Annotated in this window: 21 protein-coding genes; 11 read left to right on the top strand and 10 right to left on the bottom strand. The window is 71.9% G+C overall.

Annotation, left to right across the window (positions count from 1 at the left end):
• The first annotated feature begins 1 nt into the window (after position 1).
• From ACWDY5_RS15325 to ACWDY5_RS15355, 7 genes are all read left to right on the top strand, one after another.
• Complete coding sequence (locus ACWDY5_RS15325; protein WP_449722831.1) at positions 2–580, top strand: ArsR/SmtB family transcription factor; 579 nt, start codon at positions 2–4, stop codon at positions 578–580.
• Positions 577–1794 (top strand): MFS transporter, encoded by a 1218-nt coding sequence (locus tag ACWDY5_RS15330; protein WP_449722832.1) that lies wholly within the window; start codon positions 577–579, stop codon positions 1792–1794. Before ACWDY5_RS15325 ends, ACWDY5_RS15330 begins: the two co-directional genes overlap by 4 nt.
• 38 nt (positions 1795–1832) lie before the next feature.
• Entirely contained in the window at positions 1833–2465 is a 633-nt protein-coding gene (locus ACWDY5_RS15335; protein WP_449722833.1) for a PadR family transcriptional regulator, read from the top strand.
• Between the two features lie 84 nt (positions 2466–2549).
• Entirely contained in the window at positions 2550–3506 is a 957-nt protein-coding gene (locus tag ACWDY5_RS15340) for an ATP-binding cassette domain-containing protein (RefSeq protein WP_449722834.1), read from the top strand.
• Positions 3503–4267: an ABC transporter permease gene (locus ACWDY5_RS15345; protein ID WP_449722835.1), complete on the top strand. Its 765-nt coding sequence runs from the start codon at positions 3503–3505 to the stop codon at positions 4265–4267. The genes ACWDY5_RS15340 and ACWDY5_RS15345 overlap by 4 nt, the downstream gene beginning before the upstream one ends.
• 32 nt (positions 4268–4299) lie before the next feature.
• Complete coding sequence (gene uvrA, locus ACWDY5_RS15350) at positions 4300–6483, top strand: excinuclease ABC subunit UvrA (protein ID WP_449722836.1); 2184 nt, start codon at positions 4300–4302, stop codon at positions 6481–6483.
• 61 nt (positions 6484–6544) lie between these two features.
• Positions 6545–7279, top strand: a complete 735-nt coding sequence (locus tag ACWDY5_RS15355) for a DUF554 domain-containing protein (RefSeq protein ID WP_449722837.1) — start codon at positions 6545–6547, stop codon at positions 7277–7279.
• On the opposite strand, the gene ACWDY5_RS15360 is transcribed toward ACWDY5_RS15355, so the two are convergent.
• On the bottom strand, positions 7261–7851 hold the full coding sequence (locus tag ACWDY5_RS15360) for a hypothetical protein (protein WP_449722838.1): 591 nt from the start codon (positions 7849–7851) through the stop codon (positions 7261–7263). The two genes, ACWDY5_RS15355 and ACWDY5_RS15360, sit on opposite strands and share 19 nt — an antisense overlap.
• A 47-nt stretch (positions 7852–7898) precedes the next feature.
• Here ACWDY5_RS15360 and ACWDY5_RS15365 point away from each other — a divergent pair, with 47 nt between their 5' ends.
• The gene (locus tag ACWDY5_RS15365) at positions 7899–9098 is read left to right on the top strand and encodes a site-specific integrase (RefSeq protein WP_449722839.1); all 1200 of its coding nucleotides are present in this window, start codon (positions 7899–7901) and stop codon (positions 9096–9098) included.
• A 16-nt stretch (positions 9099–9114) separates the two neighbouring features.
• Here ACWDY5_RS15365 and ACWDY5_RS15370 read toward each other — a convergent pair whose 3' ends face one another.
• Both ACWDY5_RS15370 and ACWDY5_RS15375 read right to left on the bottom strand, forming a co-directional pair.
• Entirely contained in the window at positions 9115–9936 is an 822-nt protein-coding gene (locus tag ACWDY5_RS15370) for an alpha/beta fold hydrolase (RefSeq protein ID WP_449722840.1), read from the bottom strand.
• The gene (locus ACWDY5_RS15375; RefSeq protein ID WP_449722841.1) at positions 9933–10373 is read right to left on the bottom strand and encodes a MarR family winged helix-turn-helix transcriptional regulator; all 441 of its coding nucleotides are present in this window, start codon (positions 10371–10373) and stop codon (positions 9933–9935) included. Before ACWDY5_RS15375 ends, ACWDY5_RS15370 begins: the two co-directional genes overlap by 4 nt.
• Positions 10374–10866: 493 nt before the next feature.
• Here ACWDY5_RS15375 and ACWDY5_RS15380 point away from each other — a divergent pair, with 493 nt between their 5' ends.
• A complete protein-coding gene (locus ACWDY5_RS15380; RefSeq protein ID WP_449722842.1) occupies positions 10867–11079 on the top strand; it encodes a hypothetical protein in 213 nt (70 codons plus the stop codon).
• A gap of 377 nt (positions 11080–11456) precedes the next feature.
• Here ACWDY5_RS15380 and ACWDY5_RS15385 read toward each other — a convergent pair whose 3' ends face one another.
• Complete coding sequence (locus tag ACWDY5_RS15385; protein WP_449722843.1) at positions 11457–12428, bottom strand: helix-turn-helix transcriptional regulator; 972 nt, start codon at positions 12426–12428, stop codon at positions 11457–11459.
• Between the two features lie 62 nt (positions 12429–12490).
• Here ACWDY5_RS15385 and ACWDY5_RS15390 point away from each other — a divergent pair, with 62 nt between their 5' ends.
• The gene (locus tag ACWDY5_RS15390) at positions 12491–13630 is read left to right on the top strand and encodes a winged helix DNA-binding domain-containing protein (RefSeq protein ID WP_449722844.1); all 1140 of its coding nucleotides are present in this window, start codon (positions 12491–12493) and stop codon (positions 13628–13630) included.
• 1 nt (position 13631) lies between these two features.
• Here the strand turns inward: ACWDY5_RS15390 and ACWDY5_RS15395 are convergent, their stop codons facing one another.
• Entirely contained in the window at positions 13632–13910 is a 279-nt protein-coding gene (locus ACWDY5_RS15395; protein ID WP_449722845.1) for an RICIN domain-containing protein, read from the bottom strand.
• A gap of 343 nt (positions 13911–14253) precedes the next feature.
• A complete protein-coding gene (locus ACWDY5_RS15400; RefSeq protein WP_449722846.1) occupies positions 14254–15147 on the bottom strand; it encodes an MBL fold metallo-hydrolase in 894 nt (297 codons plus the stop codon).
• 82 nt (positions 15148–15229) lie between these two features.
• Between ACWDY5_RS15400 and ACWDY5_RS15405 the strand changes: the two genes are divergently transcribed.
• Positions 15230–16096, top strand: coding sequence for a LysR family transcriptional regulator (locus ACWDY5_RS15405; protein WP_449722847.1), 867 nt, complete (start codon positions 15230–15232; stop codon positions 16094–16096).
• Between the two features lies 1 nt (position 16097).
• Here ACWDY5_RS15405 and ACWDY5_RS15410 read toward each other — a convergent pair whose 3' ends face one another.
• The 4 genes from ACWDY5_RS15410 to ACWDY5_RS15425 form a co-directional block, all read right to left on the bottom strand.
• Positions 16098–16550 (bottom strand): SRPBCC family protein, encoded by a 453-nt coding sequence (locus ACWDY5_RS15410; protein WP_449722848.1) that lies wholly within the window; start codon positions 16548–16550, stop codon positions 16098–16100.
• Positions 16543–16923, bottom strand: coding sequence for an ArsR/SmtB family transcription factor (locus tag ACWDY5_RS15415; RefSeq protein ID WP_283658705.1), 381 nt, complete (start codon positions 16921–16923; stop codon positions 16543–16545). The genes ACWDY5_RS15410 and ACWDY5_RS15415 overlap by 8 nt, the downstream gene beginning before the upstream one ends.
• A 75-nt stretch (positions 16924–16998) precedes the next feature.
• Positions 16999–17631, bottom strand: coding sequence for a GNAT family N-acetyltransferase (locus tag ACWDY5_RS15420; protein WP_449722849.1), 633 nt, complete (start codon positions 17629–17631; stop codon positions 16999–17001).
• Positions 17628–18818, bottom strand: coding sequence for a macrolide family glycosyltransferase (locus ACWDY5_RS15425; protein WP_449722850.1), 1191 nt, complete (start codon positions 18816–18818; stop codon positions 17628–17630). The genes ACWDY5_RS15420 and ACWDY5_RS15425 overlap by 4 nt, the downstream gene beginning before the upstream one ends.
• Between the last annotated feature and the right edge of the window lie 51 nt (positions 18819–18869).

The raw sequence follows: 18869 nt of genomic DNA on the forward strand, positions 1-18869 counted from the left end.
CATGGGGAACCGTCGCATCACCGATCCCGAGGTGCTCAAGGGCCTGGCCCAGCCGCTGCGCCAGCGCCTCTACCACCTGCTCGCCCAGGCCGGTCCGGCCACGGTGAGCACGCTGGCCAAGCAGGTTGACACCGATCCGGGGCTGGTCAGCTACCACCTGCGCGAGCTGGCCAAGGCCGGCTACATCGAGACCGCGCCCGAGCTGGCCAGGGACCGCCGGGAGCGCTGGTACCGGGCCGCCGAGGAGCACCAGTCCTGGGCCTGGACCGACTTCACCACCCCGGAGGCCAAGGCGGTGGCCAGCGCCGCGGTCGCCCAGATGGTGACCAACCAGTTCGAGCGGGTCCGGGACTTCCAGCAGAACCGCTCGGCCTGGGGCGGGCAGTGGAACACCTCGGCCTTCATCTCCAACAACTTCCTGCGCCTGACCGACACCGAACTGCGGGAGCTGGAGGACGAGCTGCACGCGGTGATCAACCGGTGGCGGGAGCCGCGCAAGGACCTGCCTGCCGGACCGGCGGCCGAGGACGGCCGCGAGCACGTCTTCCTGTTCCTGCACGGCTTCCCGGAGCGCCCGTGAGCACCGCGACCGCGCTGCGCCCGGCCTACCGGGAGCCGGCCTACCTGCGCTACCTGGCCGGGCACGGCACCTCGCTGCTGGGCGACCAGGTCTGGCACATCGCGCTGTCCTGGTCGGCGGTGCAGCTGGCCTCCCCCGGGGTGGCCGGGCTGGTGATGATGGTGGCCGCGGTGCCCAGGCTGGCGCTGATGCTCTTCGGCGGCGCGCTGGCCGACCGGTTCGACGCGCGGCGGCTGATGATCGGCAGCGACCTGGCCCGCGCGCTGGTCATGCTGGTGGCGGCCACCCTGGCCTTCCTCTCCCCCAGCCTGCTGTGGCTGGTGCTGGTCGCGCTGGCCTTCGGCATCGCCGACGCGGTGTTCCTGCCCGCGGCCGGTTCGCTGCAACCCCGGCTGCTGGAACCGGCCCAGCTGTCCTCCGGCGCGGCGCTGCACGAGGTGGTGGGCCGGGCGGCGCTGCTGCTGGGCGCGCCGCTGGGCGGGCTGCTGGTCGCGGTGGGCGGGCTGCCGCTGGCCTGTGTGGTCAACGCGCTGACCTTCGGGGTGTCGATGGCCGCGGTGGCCTCGGCCAAGCCACGCCGGGAGGTCGAGCCCAACACCGAGCCGGTGCTGGCCTCGGTGCGCTCCGGGTTCGCCTTCCTGCGGCGGGAACGGGTGCTGCGCACGGTGATCCTGGCCGCGCTGGTGATCAACCTGGGCTTTGTCGGGCCGATGAACCTGGGCGTGGCGATCCTCTCCGAGCACCGCGGCTGGGGCTCGGTCGGGGTCGGGCTGCTGGTGGCCGGGTTCGGCGGCGGCGCGGCCCTGGGTGCGCTGGTGCTGCTGCGGGTGCCGCTGCGGCGGCGGCTCGGCCTGGTCGTCGCGGTGGCCGCGCTCGTCGAGACCGCGGCCATGGTGGTCATGGCGCTGGCCCCCACGCTGCCGGCGGCCGTGGTCGCCGCGGTGCTGATCGGACTCGGCGGCACGCCCTGCGGGGTCGGGGTGCGCACGCTGATCCAGGCCCGCACCCCCGATGCCTTCCGCGGCCGGGTGAGCAGCGTGCACACCCTGTGCAGCCTGGGCGTGGCGCCGCTGGCGACCGGACTGTTCGGGCTGGCCGTTGGCGCGCTCGGGGTGCCGGCGGCGTTCCTGTGCAGCGCCGGGCTGGAGCTGGCCGGGGCGGCGCTGTGCCTGCTGGTGGCGGACCTCCGCCGAGCTTCGATCGAGCAGGGATAACCTGGTCACCGGGGGTGGCACGGCGAAGCAGGGAGAGTATGTCGGCGACGAGGCTGCTGGTGCTGGGCGTGGTGCGCTGGTGCGGGTCCGCACACGGCTATCTGGTGCGCGCCGAGCTGGAGTCCTGGTGGGCGCACGAGTGGGCCAACATCAAGTGGGGCTCGATCTACCACGGCCTGAAGCAGCTGACCAAGGAGGGGCTGATGACCTCCTCCTCGCCGGTGGGCAACATCGGCCGGGTGGACTACACGCTCACCCCGGCCGGTGAGGCGGAGTTCTTCCGGCTGCTGCGCGCCACCCTGCGCGAGCCGGAGGAGCACAAGCCCGACCTGCTGGCCGCGGCGCTGGTGCTGATGCCGACGCTGCCCCGCGATGAGGTGATCGCGCTGCTCAAGGAGCGGCTGGCCGCGCTGGAGGTCAACCGGGCGCAGGTGGCCGGGCGGGCCGGGGAGCTGACCGAGCCCGCGCACATGAGCGAGCTGTTCGGGGTCTGGCGCTCCTCCGCCGATGCCAGCGTGGCCTGGACCCAGGACCTGGTGGAACGGATCGAGGCCGGCGCGCACACCTTCGCCGGGGAGGCCCCGCACGTGTTCGGCCAGCCCGGCGGGGCCGGCTTCCACAGTGACGGCAGCCCGCGGCCGCGGCCGAAGCCCGACATCAGCTGCGGCTGAACTTTTTCGCCACTCAAACTTGTACGTTGGGTCTGATTTGCCCTACTCTCGCCCGGCGACTCAAGTTTGAGTAGGGAGCTGGGGATGATCCACACCAGGGATCTGGTCCGTCACTTCAAAGCAAAAGGGGAGGTGGTCAAGGCCGTCCAGGGCGTTGACCTGGATGTCCAAGAAGGCGAGATCGTCGCCTTCCTCGGCCCGAACGGGGCAGGCAAGAGCACCACACTGCGCATGCTGACCACGCTGCTGCCCGCCACCTCCGGCGAGGCGAAGGTGGCCGGGTTCGACGTGCGCGCCAACCCGGACGGGGTGCGCCGCCGGATCGGCTACATCGGGCAGAAGCACGGCGCCAGCGAGGGCCAGCAGGTACGCGACGAGCTGGTCGCCCAGGGCCGGATCTACGGCCTCAACCGGGCCGAGGCCGGGGTGCGGGCCAACCAGCTGCTCGAGCAGCTGGAGCTGACCGAGCAGGCCAAGCGGTACGTGGCCACGCTCTCCGGCGGGCAGAAGCGCCGCCTCGACGTGGCGCTCGGGCTGATCCACCGGCCCGACCTGCTGTTCCTGGACGAACCCTCGACTGGTCTTGACCCGCACAGCCGGGCCAACCTGTGGAACCACATCACCGGGCTGCGCGAGCAGTACGGCACCACGATCTTCCTGACCACCCACTACCTGGACGAGGCCGACACCGCCGCCGAGCGGGTGATCGTCATCGACCACGGCCGGATCATCGCCGAGGGCACGCCGGACCAGCTCAAGGCCAAGGTCTCCGGCGACCTGGTCACCGTCGAGTTCGGCGAGCCGGAGTCGGCCGCCCGCGCGGTGCCGGTGGGCGCGGCGCTGCCGGGGGCGCACGAGGTGGCCGCCGAGGGCAGCAGGCTGACCCTGCGGGTCGAGCAGGGCGACGAAGCCTTGGCGATCCTGGTCCGCGCGCTGGACGCGGCGGACATCCGGCTGCGCGGGCTGAGCGTGGCCCGGCCCAGCCTCGACGACGTCTTCCTGTCCCTGACCGGCCGCAGCCTGCGTGAGGAGTCGGCATGAACCTGATCACCGCGACCGGTGTGGTCTACGCCAGGGAGATGCGGCCGACGCTGCGCAACCCGATGGCGATCATCACCGGGCTCATCCAGCCGCTGCTCTACGTGGCGCTGTTCGGCCCGCTGCTCTCGACCTTCACCCTGCCCGGGGTCTCCAGCGGCGGGGGCACACCGTGGGCCTGGTTCATCCCGGGCATGCTGGTCTTCACCACGCTGTTCGGCACCGCCTTCGCCGGGGCGGACATCATGTACGAGCGGGACATGGGCTCGCTGGAACGGCTGCTGGCCTCGCCACTGAACCGGGTGGCGCTGCTGGTCGGGCAGGTCGGCCGCCAGCTGACCACGCTGCTGCTGCAGGCGCTGGTGCTCATCGTGCTGGTGCTGCCCTTCGGCCTGGACGTCGACCCGCTGGGCACCATCCTCGGCCTGATCATGCTGCTGGTGCTGGCCGCCGGGGTCGGCGTGGGCTCGCTCGGGCTCGGGCTGGTGCTCAAGCAGGCGTACCTGTTCTACACCGCGGTGCAGACCGCGATCCTGCCGCTGATGCTCACCGCGGGCATGCTGCTGCCGATGGACGCCGCCCCGGGCTGGCTGTACTGGCTGTCCCGGATCAACCCGCTGACCCACGTGGTCAACGCCGAGCGCGCCCTGTTCGCCGGGAACTTCAGCCACCCGTCGATCCTGATCGCGCTGGCCATCACCGTGCTCGGCTGCGCGGGCGCCACCGCCTTCGCACTGCGCGCCATCCGCAAGCTCTCCGCCTGAGCCCGTTTCCGACAAGTCCAGAAAGGACGATGGTGACCTCAGTCGACGTCCTCGACTCGACCGACACCCTGCTCCCCGACCGGCTCATCGTGCGTGGCGCGCGCGTGCACAACCTGCGCGGCGTCAACCTCGACCTCCCGCACCGCAAGCTGATCGTCTTCACCGGGGTCTCCGGCTCCGGCAAGTCCTCGCTGGCCTTCGACACCCTCTACGCCGAGGCGCAGCGGCGGCAGGTGCAGTCGCTGTCCACCTTCGCCCGCCAGTTCATGAACGAGATGGACAAGCCGGCGGTGGACCTGCTGGCGGGGCTGTGCTCGGCGGTGGCGGTGGACCAGCGCTCCTCGGCCACCCGCAGCCCGCGCTCCACGGTGGGCACGGTGACCGAGGTGTTCGACCTGATGCGCGTGGTGTGGGCCACCGCAGGGGTGCCGCACTGCACGGTGTGCGCCGAGGAACTGTTGCCCGACAACGGAATCCTGGTCTGCCTGGACGGGCATGACACCGAAGTGCCGGAGATGTACAACCGGTCCTTCTCCTTCAACCTGCCCTTCGGCCAGTGCCCGGACTGCCTCGGCCTGGGCGCCGCGGCCGATCCGGAGAGCACCGAGCAGCGGCTGTGCGCCGGTTGCGGCGGCGCGCGGCTGCGACCGGCCCAGCTGGGGGTGCGCCTGGACGGCCGCAGCATCGCCGAGGTCAACGCGCTGCCGGTGACCGAATGCCTGCGGTTCTTCAGCACGCTGGAGCTGCCGGAGCGGCAGCGGCGGGTGCTGGCCCAGGCGCTGGCCGAGATCACCGACCGGCTGCGCCACCTCACCGAGGTCGGCCTGGGCTACCTCAGCCTGGACCGCCCGGCGCGCACCCTCTCCGGCGGGGAGGCCCAGCGGATCCGGCTGGCCACCCAGCTCGGCACCCAGCTCTTCGGGCTGCTCTACGTGCTCGACGAGCCCACCGCCGGACTGCACCCGCAGGACGTGCACGAGCTGATCGGCACGCTGAAGTCGTTGCGGGACCGGGGAAACACGCTGATCGTGGTGGAGCACGACGAGCACCTGATCCGGGCCGCGGACTGGGTGGTCGAGCTTGGCCCCGCGGCGGGCGAGCACGGCGGGCAGCTCGTCTTCACCGGCACCGCCCCGGAGCTGCTCGCCGATCCGGAGTCGCTGACCGGGGCCTATCTCAGCGGCCGCCGCACCGGTCACGTCCCGGCGCGGCGGCGCACCCCGGCCCCGGGGCGGGAGCTGGTGGTGCGGGGCGCGCGGGAGAACAACCTGGCCGGGATCGACGTCGCCTTCCCGCTGGGGTGTTTTGTGGTGGTCAGCGGGGTGTCCGGGGCTGGCAAGTCCACCCTGGTGGACACCATCCTGTACCGGGCGGTGGCCAGGGCGCTGGGCGCGGAAGCGCCACCGCCGGGCGCGCACGAACGCGTCGACGGGCTGAGCCACCTGGACCGGGTGATCCGGGTGGACCAGGCCCCGATCGGCCGCTCCGGCCGCTCCACCCCGGCGACCTACACCGGGATCCTGGACGCCATCCGCAAACTGTTCGCCCAGACCCCCACGGCGAAGGAGCTCGGGTTCACCCCCGGCCGGTTCTCCTTCAACTCCCCCGGCGGCCGCTGCGAGACCTGCGCCGGGGACGGCACGGTGCGCGTGGAGATGTACTTCCTGCCCGATGTGTTCCTGGAGTGCGACACCTGCCACGGCACCCGCTACGACGCCGACACCCTCAAGGTGACCTACCGGGGCCGCACCATCGCCGAGGTGCTGGACCTGCCGATCGAGGCGGCCGCGGAGTTCTTCACCGCCGCCCCGGCCATCGCGGGCCCGCTGCGCACCCTGTGCGAGGTGGGGCTGGGCTACCTGCGGCTGGGGCAGGCGGCCAACACCCTCTCCGGCGGGGAGGCCCAGCGGGTGAAGCTGGCCGCCGAGCTCCAGCGCAGGCCCGGCAAGCACACGCTGTACGTGCTGGATGAGCCGACCACCGGGCTGCACGCCAGCGACGTGGCCCGGCTGATGGGGGTGCTGCACCGGCTGGTGGCCAAGGGGCACACGGTGATCACGGTCTCGCACAACGCGGAGGTGGTGCGCGGCGCGGACTGGGTGATCGACCTGGGTCCGGCGGGCGGGGACGGCGGCGGCCAGGTGGTGGCCACCGGCAACCCGGAGCAGATCGCCGCCAACCCGGCCAGCCGCACCGGCCGCTACCTCGCGCGGTAGCCAGGGAGTTTGTGGGCAGGAGCACGCGATCCGCGCGCTCCTGCCCGCCTAGGCTGATCCGGTGACTGGTCTGGGCACGGGCATCAACGTGGTGGCGATCCTGGTGGGCACCGGGGTGGGCGCGGTGCTCGGCGACCGCCTGCCCAAGCGCTGGCGGGAGCTGATGGTCTCCTCGCTGGCGCTGTTCCTGCTGGCGCTCGGTGTCCACCAGGCGATGCAGACCTTCAGCGGCGAGTTCGCCACCGCGGCCGGTGGCGCGGCCACCATCCTCGTCCTGGCCGCGCTGGTGCTCGGCGGCGGCCTCGGCTCGGTGATCGACATCGAGGCCCGGCTGGACCGCTTCGGCCTGTTCCTGCAACGCAAGTTCACCCGCGGTGAGGCCGAGGACCACCGCTTCGCCACCGGTTTTGTCACCGCCACCCTGCTGTTCTGCGTGGGCCCGATGGCGGTGCTGGGCGCCTTCGCCGACGGCGTGCAGGGCGACCCGGGCATCCTGTCGATCAAGGCGATCCTGGACGGGTTCATCGCGCTGGCCTTCGCCGCCAACCTGGGCTGGGGCGTTGGCCTGTCCGCGGCGGCGGTGCTGCTCTACCAAGGCGGTCTGACCGCGCTGGCCTCGGTGCTGAGCACGGTGATGGTGCCCGCGGTGATCGGCTCGCTGACCGCGGTGGGCGGGGTGCTGATCCTGGCGATCAGCCTGCGCATGCTGGAACTGCGCGAAGTCGCGGTGGCCAACCTGCTGCCCGCGCTGCCGCTGGCCCCGATCGCCACCGCGGTCTACCTCGCGCTGGCCTGAGCCGCGCCGAAGGTCATCAGCTCCTGCCGGTACACCGGCGCGAACGGCCCCGAGGGGGCCAGGTCGGAGACCAGGGGCGCGTCCCATTCCAGCAGCACCACGAAGTCCGGCAGCGCGTCGGCGGCGGGCCGGCCGTCGGCGTCGCGGCTGCCCGGCTCGGCCTCCCACTCGATGAGGTGCACCACCACCGAGTAGCGGCCCGGCCGCACCGGCAGGCCGGTGTCCTCGGGTTCGGCGCACACCTCCTCGATGCCGCCGATGTGCGCGATCCCGTGGCACACCAGCAGATACGGCTCGGAGCTGAGCATCAGGTAGCGGTCCTCGCGCTCGGTCAGGCCGGTGCCGTCGGCGCGCAGCACCACCTGCCAGGCCCCGTCGCCACCGATATTGACCGGCACCAGGCCGCCGGAGACGATCCGCTCGCGGATCTTGTCCGCGCTGCCCAGCTCGGCCGCCCAGCTCGCCTGGTCGCGGACGCCGGCGAACTCCTCCGGGGAGAAGATCGCCAGCATGCCCGATTCCGTCGACGCCACCCCGGACAGCTCGGCCACCGCGTTTTCCTTCCGTGTCACCGGTCTAGAGAGTCGATCATGACATGCCGCTGTGGCAGGCTAACCCCGTGCCGGAGACCGCGGACCGACTGCCCCAGCTCGTGCGCGCCCGCCTGGAGCAGGGGCCGCGCAGCGTGCTGGTGGACACCCAGCAGCTGCTGGCGGTGCGGGCGAGGTTCGAGACCGAGCAGTCGGAGTCGCTGGCCCGCTACCTGGAGGCCAGCCAGTCCCCCAACACGCTGCGCGCCTACCGCTCGGACTGGCTGGCCTTCGCCGCCTGGTGCGCCGCCGAAGGCCGCCAGGCCCTGCCCGCCGACCCGCTGGACCTCGCGGTCTACCTGGCCGCGGCCGCGGATGCGCGTAGACCGGATGGCCGCCCGGCGTTCAGCCCGGCCACCCTGGACCGCAAGTCCGCCGCGATCGCCGCGGTGCACGCCGCCAACGGCCTGCCCAGCCCGACCCGCACCGACGTGGTCCGGCTGACCCTGCGCGGTATCCGCCGCACCCGCCGCACCCAGCCGACCCGCAAACGCCCTGTCCTGCTGCACACCCTGGAAGAACTGCTCACCGGCCTGCCCGAACCGGGCTGGCCCACCGAACCGGCCCGCCGCCGCGACCAGCTGCTGCTCCTGGTCGGCTTCGCGGGCGCCCTGCGCCGCAGCGAGCTGGCCGCGCTGACCCTGGACGACGTCACCGTGGACACCGACCTGTCCACCGGCGAACCCCTGCTGCTCATCCAGCTGGCCAGCACCAAGACCGACCCCACCGGCATCCACGAACAACGCGTCGCCCTGCCCCGCGGCCAGCGCCCGCACACCTGCCCGGTGTGCGCCTTCGCCAACTGGGTCGCCCTGCTGGAAGTCAACGCCACCACCGGTTCCGCGGCTTTGCGGCAGTGGCTGGCCCCACGGTCCGAGCCCACCACCGTGCACACCTGCCACGGCTACCGGGGCACCCCGCTGGCCGACGGCACCGCCCGCCCGCTGTTCCCCTCGGTCAGCAAACACGGCCACCTGGGCGCCACCCCGGTCTCCGGCCGCGCCGTGGCCGAGCTGGTCAAGCGCTACGCCGCCCGCGCCGGCCTGGACCCCGCCCTGTTCTCCGGCCACTCCCTGCGCGCCGGCTTCGCCACCCAGGCCGCCCTGGGTGGCGCCAGCGACCGCGAGATCATGCGCCAGGGCCGCTGGTCCAACCCGCGCACCGTGCACCGCTACATCCGCACCGCGAACCCGTTGGAGGACAACGCGGTCACCAAGCTCGGCCTGTGACCGGGACAGGCTCAGGTCAGGAGAAGAACGCCAGCATCCGTTCGGCCACCAGCGGGGCCGACTTGCCCTCCGGGCCGAAGTGGCTGAGCCCGGGCAAGGTCTCCAGCACGGCGTGCGGCAGCGTCTCGCGGAGGGTGTCGAACTCCGCCCTGGTCGCACGGGGAGAACGGCTCCCGCGCAGCAGCAGCACCTCGGCGGCGACCGCGGCGAACCCGGACAGCTTGCCGTGCTGGGCGGCCACCTGCTCGTGCTCGGCCAGGTTGGCCGCCAGCAGCGGCCGCATCCGCTGCCAGCTCGCGCCACGGAACCCCACGCGCAAGGCCAAGCGCAGGTACCAGTGCGGCAGCTTGGCCACGAAGGGTGGCGCGCCGCCGGAGCCCCGGAGGAAGTGGACGAACGCGCCGTAGGAATCCGCTGCCGCGAGCCGCTGCCGGTACGGGGCCATCCACTCGGTGGGCACGGCGGCCACCGGCACTCCTGGCTCGTAGGTCGCGACGCGGTCGAAGACCTCGGTGGTGCGCGCGGTTTCCAGGACGACCAGCCCGCCGTAGCTGTGCCCGAAGGCCAGCCTCGCGCCGGTCGCCGCCTGGACCGCGCGCAGATCCGCCACCTCCGAGGCCAGGCTGTACTGAGGCCCCAGTGGGCCGCTGGCACCGCGTCCGCGCCGTTCCACCAGGTGCACGGTGCAGGAGCGGGCCAGGGCGGAGGCCAGCGGCGTGTAGTCCGCCGCGGTGCGCAGGGCGCCGCCGAGCACGATGAGACCGGGGCCCGTGCCCAGCGTCTGGTAGCTGATCGTGGTGCCGTCAGCCGAGCTGACCGTGCTGGTCTCGGCCTTCATCGGGTCCCCTTCTCGGTCCACAGGTGGTCCAGCGTGGCCAGCAGCCGCTCGGTCTGCTCGGCGTACTTCCCGTACGGCACGCCGCTGTGGGCCACGAGCTTGGCGACCCGGTTCTCGAAGTCCCGCTGGACCGAGGTCACCAGCCGGTGGCCTTTCTCGGTGAGGCTCAGCAGCTTGCGCCGCCCGCCTGCCGGATCCGGCTGGACGTCGAGCAGGCCGTCGGCGGCGAGCACGGCGGTCATCCGGCTCACCGACGGCTCGGTCACCCCGAGGGTGTCGGCGAGGGCGCGCTGGGTCGGGCTCCCGAGTTCCTTGACCAGTGTCAAGGCGAGGAAACGGCGGTAGGACACGTTGTGCTCGGCCCGCAGCAGGCGGTCGGCCGCCCGGTCCAGCCGGGCGGTGAGCACGTGCAAGGTGAAACTCAGGTTCTGCGACACCTCACGAACTTAGCATGCTAACTTAGCAAGGCAAGTTTCACGGGTCAGTGTCCTCGAAGACCGGTGAAAGACCTGGCTGCGCTCGGCCATCACCTCGGCCTGGTGACGACGACGGCCGCACCACCAGCGTCCGCGACATCACCCCCGGCCGATGCCCCAGGCGACCGCTTGCTGCCACCCGGAGCACGGCCGCCGCGAACCGCCGCACACTGGCGCGGTGGCACGTGCAAGCGGAAACAACGGGCTGACCGCGCTGCTGGTCGTAGCGCTGGCCAGTGGCTGCGGGGCGGAAGCCCCAGCCGCGACGTCGGCGCCCACGTCGAGCAGCCCCACCACGACAGTGCCGGTCTCGCCCACCACGAGCTCGCCACCGACGTCCGAATGGACCCCACCACCACCGCCTCCACCACCGCCCCTGCCACCGGTCGAGGTGCCGACGAACGACCCGCGTGCCTGTACGGACGGCGATTGTGTGCTCCGGATCAAGCGGAACATGACCATCAACGTGGGTGCGGGCCGACCCGTCTTCAAGGTGACGAAGATCGGCAAGGGCGGGGTCGACTTCTCCCTGTCCTATCCCAACGGCACGCGGGCCACCCTCAACCTGGACGAGGTCGGCGCCTTCGCCCCATTCAGCGAGTTCCAAATCACCCTGTCCGAGTGGGACGGCAACGGGGTGGCGCAGGTCGAAGTCGCCACCAAGTGAGGCGGCACTTCCCCCGCGCCCGCCGCACGTGCCACGGTCCTCGACGATCTGCCGCGCCCACCCCAGGGCCAGCCGACCGGGAGCGGCGAGCAGCGCGGCGCTACTCGCCACGGTGATCACGGCGACGATCCGCCGGTCGCCCCGGCCCCGGAGTCGGTGTGCTCGCCTAGGGGGAACGGCAGCTCGCAGCACCGCTCGGGCGCGGCGGCGGGCGGCTCCGGTACAGCGCTACCCGTTCCTCCTCCGCGGCAGGCACATGTCTGGTTACGCACCACCGACTTCGACCGCTGGCACCTGGCTTCACCGCGACGGATCAACCATTCGAACTCGCAGCCTGACCGACGGTCCCACGGTTTTCCGTGGTCTCCTCGGCTCGCTCATCCGGCTGCCGGGGCGCCCGCCGCCCTGCCCACCCTCCCGGCCAGCTCCCGCAGGTACTCCGCCAGCTCCGGCGGCGAGTGCACCTCGAACTCACAGCCCAGCATCGCCAGCCGGAAGGCCAGCCAGTCCAGGGTGTCGGTGTGGCTGCGCAACCGGCAGGTGTGCTCGTCCACCGCCTCCACATCGGCGGGCCGGTCCCCCAGCACCCCCCGCACCCGGCTGGCCGGGGCGTGGATGGTGGCCACCGCCTGGTAGGTCGGCGCGGAGGAGTACAGCTTGCTGGTGACGAACTCGGCCGCGTCAGCCGCAGGCAGCGTGCGTTCCGCCGACCGCACCCCGATCCCGCGGGGCTCCTCGATCCGGTCCACCCGGAAGATCCGCCAGTCGTCCCGGTCGAGGTCGAAGGCCACCAGGTACCACCGCCGCCCGGAGGAGACCAGCCGGTTCGGCTCGGCCAGCCGCCGGGTCCGGGCGCCGTCGAAGGCCTCGTAGCCGAAGCGCACCCGTTCCCGGTTGGCCACCGCGGCCGCCAGCACGGCGAGGTGCTCGGGGTTCACCCTGGCTGAGCCGGGGTCGAACATCGGCACCGTGGCACTGCCCAGCGCCGAGACCCGCCGCCGCAACCGCGAGGGCAGCACCTGCTCCAGCTTGGTCAGCGCCCGCACCGACGCCTCCTCGATGCCCTGCACGGCCAGCCCGGCGGCGTTGCGCAGCCCGACCGCGATCGCCACCGCCTCCTCGTCATCGAGCAGCAGCGGCGGCATCGCGGTCCCGGCCACCAGCCGGTACCCGCCCTCGGCGCCCATGCTGGCCTGCACCGGGTAGCCGAGCTCGCGGAGCCGTTCGATGTCGCGCCGGATGGTCCGGGTGGTGACCCCCAGCCGTTCGGCGAGCACCGTGCCGGACCATTCCCTCGGGGTCTGCAACAGCGAGAGCAGGGTGAGCAACCGGGCAGGCGTGTCGGTCATGACGGGATCCTCTCAGCTGAAGAGGACACTCCCTGTCCTACTAGGTGCCTAGAGTTGCGGCCATGACGGAACTGGACTGGGCCACGGTGTGCGCGGTGCGGATGGAGCGGCACGCGCTGACCACCCCGACCCCCGGGATCGCCGAGGCGGCGCGGGCGATGTGCGGCGTGCACGCCCAGGTGATGTCCGCGGCCGAGCTCTCCCTCGGCCTGCGCACCGGCGCCACCCGAACTCAGGTCCGCGAGGCGCTCTGGCAGCACGGTGAGCTGGTCAAGACCTTCGGCCTGCGCGGCACGGTCCACCTGCTGACCGCCGCCGACCTGCCCCTGTGGACCGCGGCCCTGTCCGCGGTCCCCCTCACCGTCGGCTACGCCCCGGCCATCCGGCTCACCCCCGACCAGACCGACGCCGTGGTGGCCGCGCTGGACCGGGTGTGCCGCACGGGCGAGTTCACCATGGACGAGCTCACCCCAGCCGTGGTGGCCGAGACCGGTTCCTGGGCCGGTGACCTGGTCGTGCCCTCCTTCAGCGGCTTCTGGCCACGCTGGGCCCAGGTCATCCACACCGCCGCCTTCCGCGGCGCGCTGTGCTTCGGCCCCGACCGCGACCGCAAGACCACCTACACCAGCCCGCACCACCACCTGGCCGCCGCGCCCGCGATGACCACCGAGCAGGCGCTGGCCGAGCTGCTGCGCCGCTACCTGTTCTCCTACGGCCCGGCCACCCCGGCCCACTTCGCCCGCTGGCTCTCCGCGCCCCGCCCCTGGGCCGAGCGCCTGTTCGCCGCCTGCCGCGACCGGCTCCGCCCGGTCCGCCTCGGCGAGACCGAGGCGTGGCTGGCCGCCGACGACGACTTCGAGCCCACCCAGGACGCCCCCGGCCTGCGCCTGCTCCCCTACTTCGACGCCTACCAGGTGGGCTGCCACCCCCGGGAGTCGGTGTTCCCCGGCAAGACCTACCTCCGGGCCCTCAACCGCGGCCAGGCCGGGAACTACCCGGTGGTACTCGTCGACGGCATCGTCGCCGGGGTGTGGCACCAGCGCCGCTCCGGCCGCCGGATCGCGGTCACCGTCGAACCCTGCGGCCGGTGGCCGGCAGGCCGGCGGCGCATGCTGGCCGAGCAGGTGGACCGGGTCGCGGCGGTGCTGGAAGCCACCGCGGAACTGACGGTGGGGACCGTCACGGTCGGTCCCCACGCGTGAGTCAGCTGACCGCGCGGAAGACCCACTGCTGGTTCCGGGCGTTGGCCTGGCAGTCCCACTGGTGGATGTGGTTGCCGTCCGCGGCGGTGTGGTCCTTGATGTCCAGGCACTTCCCGCTGTTGCGGTTGATCAGCCGGAATACACCGGGTGTCACCTCGTCCAGTGTCCACCGCTGGCTCGGGTCTGCGGAATAGCGGCAGGTGTACTGGATCGCCGACATTCCGGGTTCGAGGGCACGGTCGTATACATCAAGGGCGCGTTGACGGAGTAGCACCGCCACTGGTGCACCCGGGCACCGTCCTCAAGGGACTTCCGCTCGACGTCAGCGCACCCCTCACTGAACACGTTGCGCACCTGCATCGGCACATCCTCCGGTGGCGGCCCCGCCGGAGCCGCCTGCGCGACCGATGCCGCACTCATGACCGCCGCTACCGCCGAGGCCGCCGCGAGAATACGAAGTGACATCCGCATCTGATGATTCGCCTTTCGTTGACCAGACCTGATACACGCCGAGTCTGGCCAAGCCTCTCCGCCGCGAGTCAGTTATTTATGATCTTCGGCCCCATCGTGCGCGCACACGGGTAAGAAAGGCGGGAATTCGGGCAATTTCGCTTTAGGGGAAATCAGGCGTGTTCCGCGCAGAAACAGTCAATGCCCTTCTCGATCCAGTCCCGGCCGACCCATTCCGGGTGCCGCTCGATCATCACCGCCCTGACCTCGGCCACCAGCGTCTCCCTGGACATGGCCGAGTCCCGCCGCACCCAGGTCTCCGCCCGCAGCAGCTCCAGGTAGTCGCGGACCTCGGCCAGCACCTCCGGCCCGGAGACCTCGCCGTGGCCGGGCACCACCACCTGCGGCCCAGTGGCGATCAAGCGGCGCAGCACCTCGATCCACCGCAGCCCCGAGACGTCCACGTCGTGCGGCGGAAACCACGGAAAGATCGAGAACTGCCCCGCCTCGACCAGGTCGCCGGTGAACAGCACCCCCGCGTCGGGCACGGTCACCACCTGGTCGCCCTTGCTGTGGGCGCGCCCGGTGGCCCGCAGCCGCACCACCCGGCCGCCCAGGTCGAGCTCGTAGGCCTCCTCGTAGACCACCTCCGGCGTGACCAGCTCAACCCCGGCCAGCTCCCGTGCCACCGGCGCGCCCAGCCCGCGGAACATCGCCAGGTAGGCCTGTCCCTTGTCAGCCAGGTCCGCGACCTGGGCGGCGTTGGCGAGGTAGGTCGCCTCGCCGGTGAATGCCTGCGCGCCGAAGGCGTGCTCGGGGTGGAAGTGCGTCGTGGTCAGGTACAGCCGCCGCCCTTTGGCGTACTCGGTGGCGAAGGCGAGCACCTTCTCCGCGTTGCGCGGCCCCAGCCCGGTCTCGACCACCAGCACGGAGTGCGCGCCGCCGATGACACCGATGTTGGGCACCAGCTGCACCCCGCGGTCTGGGATGACCACCAGGTCGCGGGCGAGTTCCCGAGCCTGGCTGATCTCGACGATCGGCGCACCGGTGAGAGCTTCGGAAGACATGCCCCGACTCTCCGGGCGGCGGGTGCCCGCCGTCCAACACCGATGCCGCAGCCCCGATGCCGGCTGGGTATCGTCGCTGGTGATGGAGCTCCGACTGCTGCGCTACTTCGTGGCCATCGCCGAGGAACGGCACTTCGGCCGAGCCGCGGCCCGGCTGCACATGACCCAGCCACCGTTGAGCCGGGCGCTCAAGCAGTTGGAGACCGACCTGGGCGTGGTGCTGCTGCACCGCTCGGCCACCGGCGTCGAGCTCACCGCCGCGGGCGCGGTCCTCTATGCCGACGCCACCGCCCTGCTGGCCCAGGCCGAGCAGACCCGCACCCGCGTGCGGACCGCCGCCGGGACCGCCACCCTCACCGTCGGCACCCTCGCCGACAGCGCGGGCGAGATCGGCATCCGACTGGCCGCGACCTTCCGCCGCCGCCACCCGGAGGTGTCGATCCGCTTCCGCGAGGCGGACTTCGCCGACCCTGCCACCGGCCTGCGCACCGGTCTGGCCGAGGTGGCGCTCACCCGCTTTCCCTTCGACACCACCGGTATCAGCACCCGCGTGCTGCGCACCGACCAGGTTGGCGCGGTCCTGCGCGCGGATGACCCACTCGCCGGCCGCGGCCCGCTGCGCCTGGCCGAGCTCGCCGACCGTCCCTGGTTCCAACTGCCCGAGGGCACGGACCCGCTCTGGCGCGAGTACTGGAACGGCGCGCGGCCGGTGGGCGAACGCCCCGCGGGGCCGGTGGTGCGCACGGTGAACGAGTGCGTTCAGGCCGTGCTGTGGAACGGCACGGTGGGCATCGCACCGCTCACCCATGCCCTGCCGGAGGGACTGGTCCTGGTCCCACTGACCGACATGCCCCCGAGCCCTCTCATCGTCGCCTGGGCGAGTGCACGGGAAAGCCCGTTGGTCCGCTCCTTCATCGGGATCGCGGTTGAGGCATACCGGTCGGGGTAGCTCAGCGGGACAGGTGGGTCATGCTGCGGGCGATGCACTCGCTCCAGCCGTCTTCCATCTCCAGTAAGTCGCCCTCCGCCAGGTGTCCGACGAGGTGGAAGACCATCTGGGTGTGCTCGCCCTGGTCGGTGAGCTCGATGGTGACCACCGGCTTGTGCTCATCGGGGTCGCCCTGCCTGCCCCAGGTGAACACGAGCCGTTCGCCGGGCACGACCTCGCGGTAGACGCCGCTGCTGGGGAACTGCTCGCCGGTGGCGTCGTTGACCATGCAGGCCTGCCACTGGCCGCCGGGGCGCACGTCGAAGGACATGGTGTCCCTGGGGGTGGTGAAGTTGTCCGGGCCCCACCAGTGGGTCGCGTCGTCGGGGTCGGTCCAGGACCGGTACACCAGGTCGCGCGGGGCGTTGAAGACCCGGGTGAGGGTGAACTCCCTGGTGGCCACTGCCTCAGTCATCGTGCTGTCCTTCCTGTTGGCCGGGCGCCTGCCGCTGCTGGAGGCGGCGCAGGTGGTCGTCGAGGCGGTCGAAGCTGTCGGACCAGAACTTCCGGTACCGCTCCAGCCAGTCGGTGGCTCCTTCCAGCGGACGTGCGTCCAACCGGCAGGGCCGCCACTGCGCCTCGCGTCCGCGGGTGATCAGCCCGGCGCGCTCCAGCACCTTGAGGTGTTTGGAGACCGCGGGCAGGCTCATCGCGAACGGTTCGGCGATCTGGTTGACCGTGGCCTCCCCTTCCGTGAGCCGGGCCAGGATGGCTCGGCGGGTGGGGTCGGCGAGCGCCGCGAACACCGCACTGAGCTGATCCTCGGTATCAGGTCTCGCGTCGCTCATCTGTATTCAACCGCCTTGTTAATTAACCGATGGGTTGAATGTAGCGCGGGTCACCGCCGAGGGCAAACGCGCTGGTCAGAAGTCGCGGCGGGCGGCGGTGACCGGGGAGTGGGTGGTCCAGCCGAGGGCGCGATAGAGGCCGTGGCCGTCCGCGGTGGCCACCAGCACGGCCCGGCGCGCGTCCCGGTCCAGGGCCTGCGCGCCGAGCCGGTCCATCACGATCCGGCCCAGGCCGCGCCGCCGGTGCGCGGGCGCGGTCTCCACCTGGTCGATGACCGCGGCGGTCCCGGCCAGCCCAATCCGGCCGCTGGCCGCGACCTCCCCGTCGTCCGCGCGCAGCCGCACGTCGACGACCTCCCCGTTACCAGCCACCTCGACCGTATAAGAGGTCGGCAGCGGTGGCCGCGACTGGAGGGCGGTGCTCATCAGGAACTCCGGCGCGCCCACCGACCACCGCGGGGACAGGCAGGCGGCCACCTGTTCGGGCGGGCCGCACACCTTCAGCCAGTTGTCCACAGTGGAGAGTCGATCGGCCAATGCCCGCACGGTGTCCGGGTCGAACTCCGGCAGCACGTGGCGGGCCAGGTGGCCGGGCCGGTCGACCTGCAGCCGGAAGCCCTCGGGCACCGCGACCGGCGCGGCCACGTCTCGGCAGCGCGCCCAGCCATGCACCCAGTCACGCACCAGCTCGCCGATCGACTCGCTCACAACAGCTCCTCCACCACGTCCGCAGCCGCCGTTGCGCCGCCTGCAGCCTGCGAGCGCTTACGGTACGCGGCAACGCGTTTGGCCATCGCACCGTCGGCGACCACGGCCAGCGCGGCCTCGCGCAGAGTCGCCGCGGTCACCTCCTCCGGCGCGAGCTGACGACCAAGGCCGAGTGCCTCGATCCGGTCGGCGTTGACCCGCTGTTCGGCCATCTGCGGCACCGCCAGCAACGGCACGCCCAGGTGCAGTCCCTCCATCGTGGAGCCCATACCCGCGTGCGTGACGAACAGGTCGACCTGTTCCAGCACGGAGAGTTGCGGCACGAACTCGTGCACCTCCACATTGGCGGGAATTTCGCCGAGGGCGGCGCGCTCGACCTGGTCGCCGATGGCCAGCACTACGTGGATGGGCAGTCCGGCGAAGGCGGCCAGGCAGGTGCGGAAGAACTCCGGCTGCCGGTTGTAGGCGGTGCCGAGTGAGATGAACACCCGTGGCCGCACCGAGTTCGGCGGTTCCCACTCTCCTTGGAAGGACCGCTGACCGAGACAGGGCCCGACGAAGCGGTAGCGCGCGGAGAAGGTCTCCCCCGCGGGCTGGAACTCCCGTGGCACGAAGACCAGGTGCCGCGCACTGAGCGAGTCGTCGAACAGTCCGCCGAAGTCGAAGCGCGCTTTCCGTTGCGCGGCAAGGGCACCGAGCCTGCCCAGCACCTCGGTGAAGCCGGGGTGACCGGGGTCGAACTCCACGTGCTCGTCGGTCATGGACCAGTGTTCGTTGCTGACCAGCGACGGGCAGCTCTGCACCGTCGGCACACCCCAGCGGTCGCCGAGGAACGGGCCGACCCAGCGCAGCAGCTGCATGCCGTCGTAGAGCACCAGGTCGGGCGCATCGCCGGCGAATGCCTGCTCCAGCACGGGCAGCTGGGTCTCGGTCTCGGTGACGCCCAGGCCCATCAGCCGGACGATCTCCTCGCCGGTGAAGTCCGGCGGGTCCTCATCGCCCCAGGACTCCTCGATGACGGAGTGGTAGACGACCGGTTCCGCGCCCGCCTCGGCGACCCTGGGCGCGTAGTCCTTGGTGGTGGCGAAGCTGATCCGGTGCCCGCGCGCGCTCAGTTCGCTGACCACGCCGAGCAGGGGGTTGACGTGTCCCGCCGCGCCGGGGGCGAGACAGAGGATGTGCGCCATCGAGGTTCCTCCCCAGGAAAAAGTGATATCACAATGCTAGAGGGTCTCCCG

The sequence above is a fragment of the Crossiella sp. NPDC003009 genome (genome assembly GCF_053591555.1).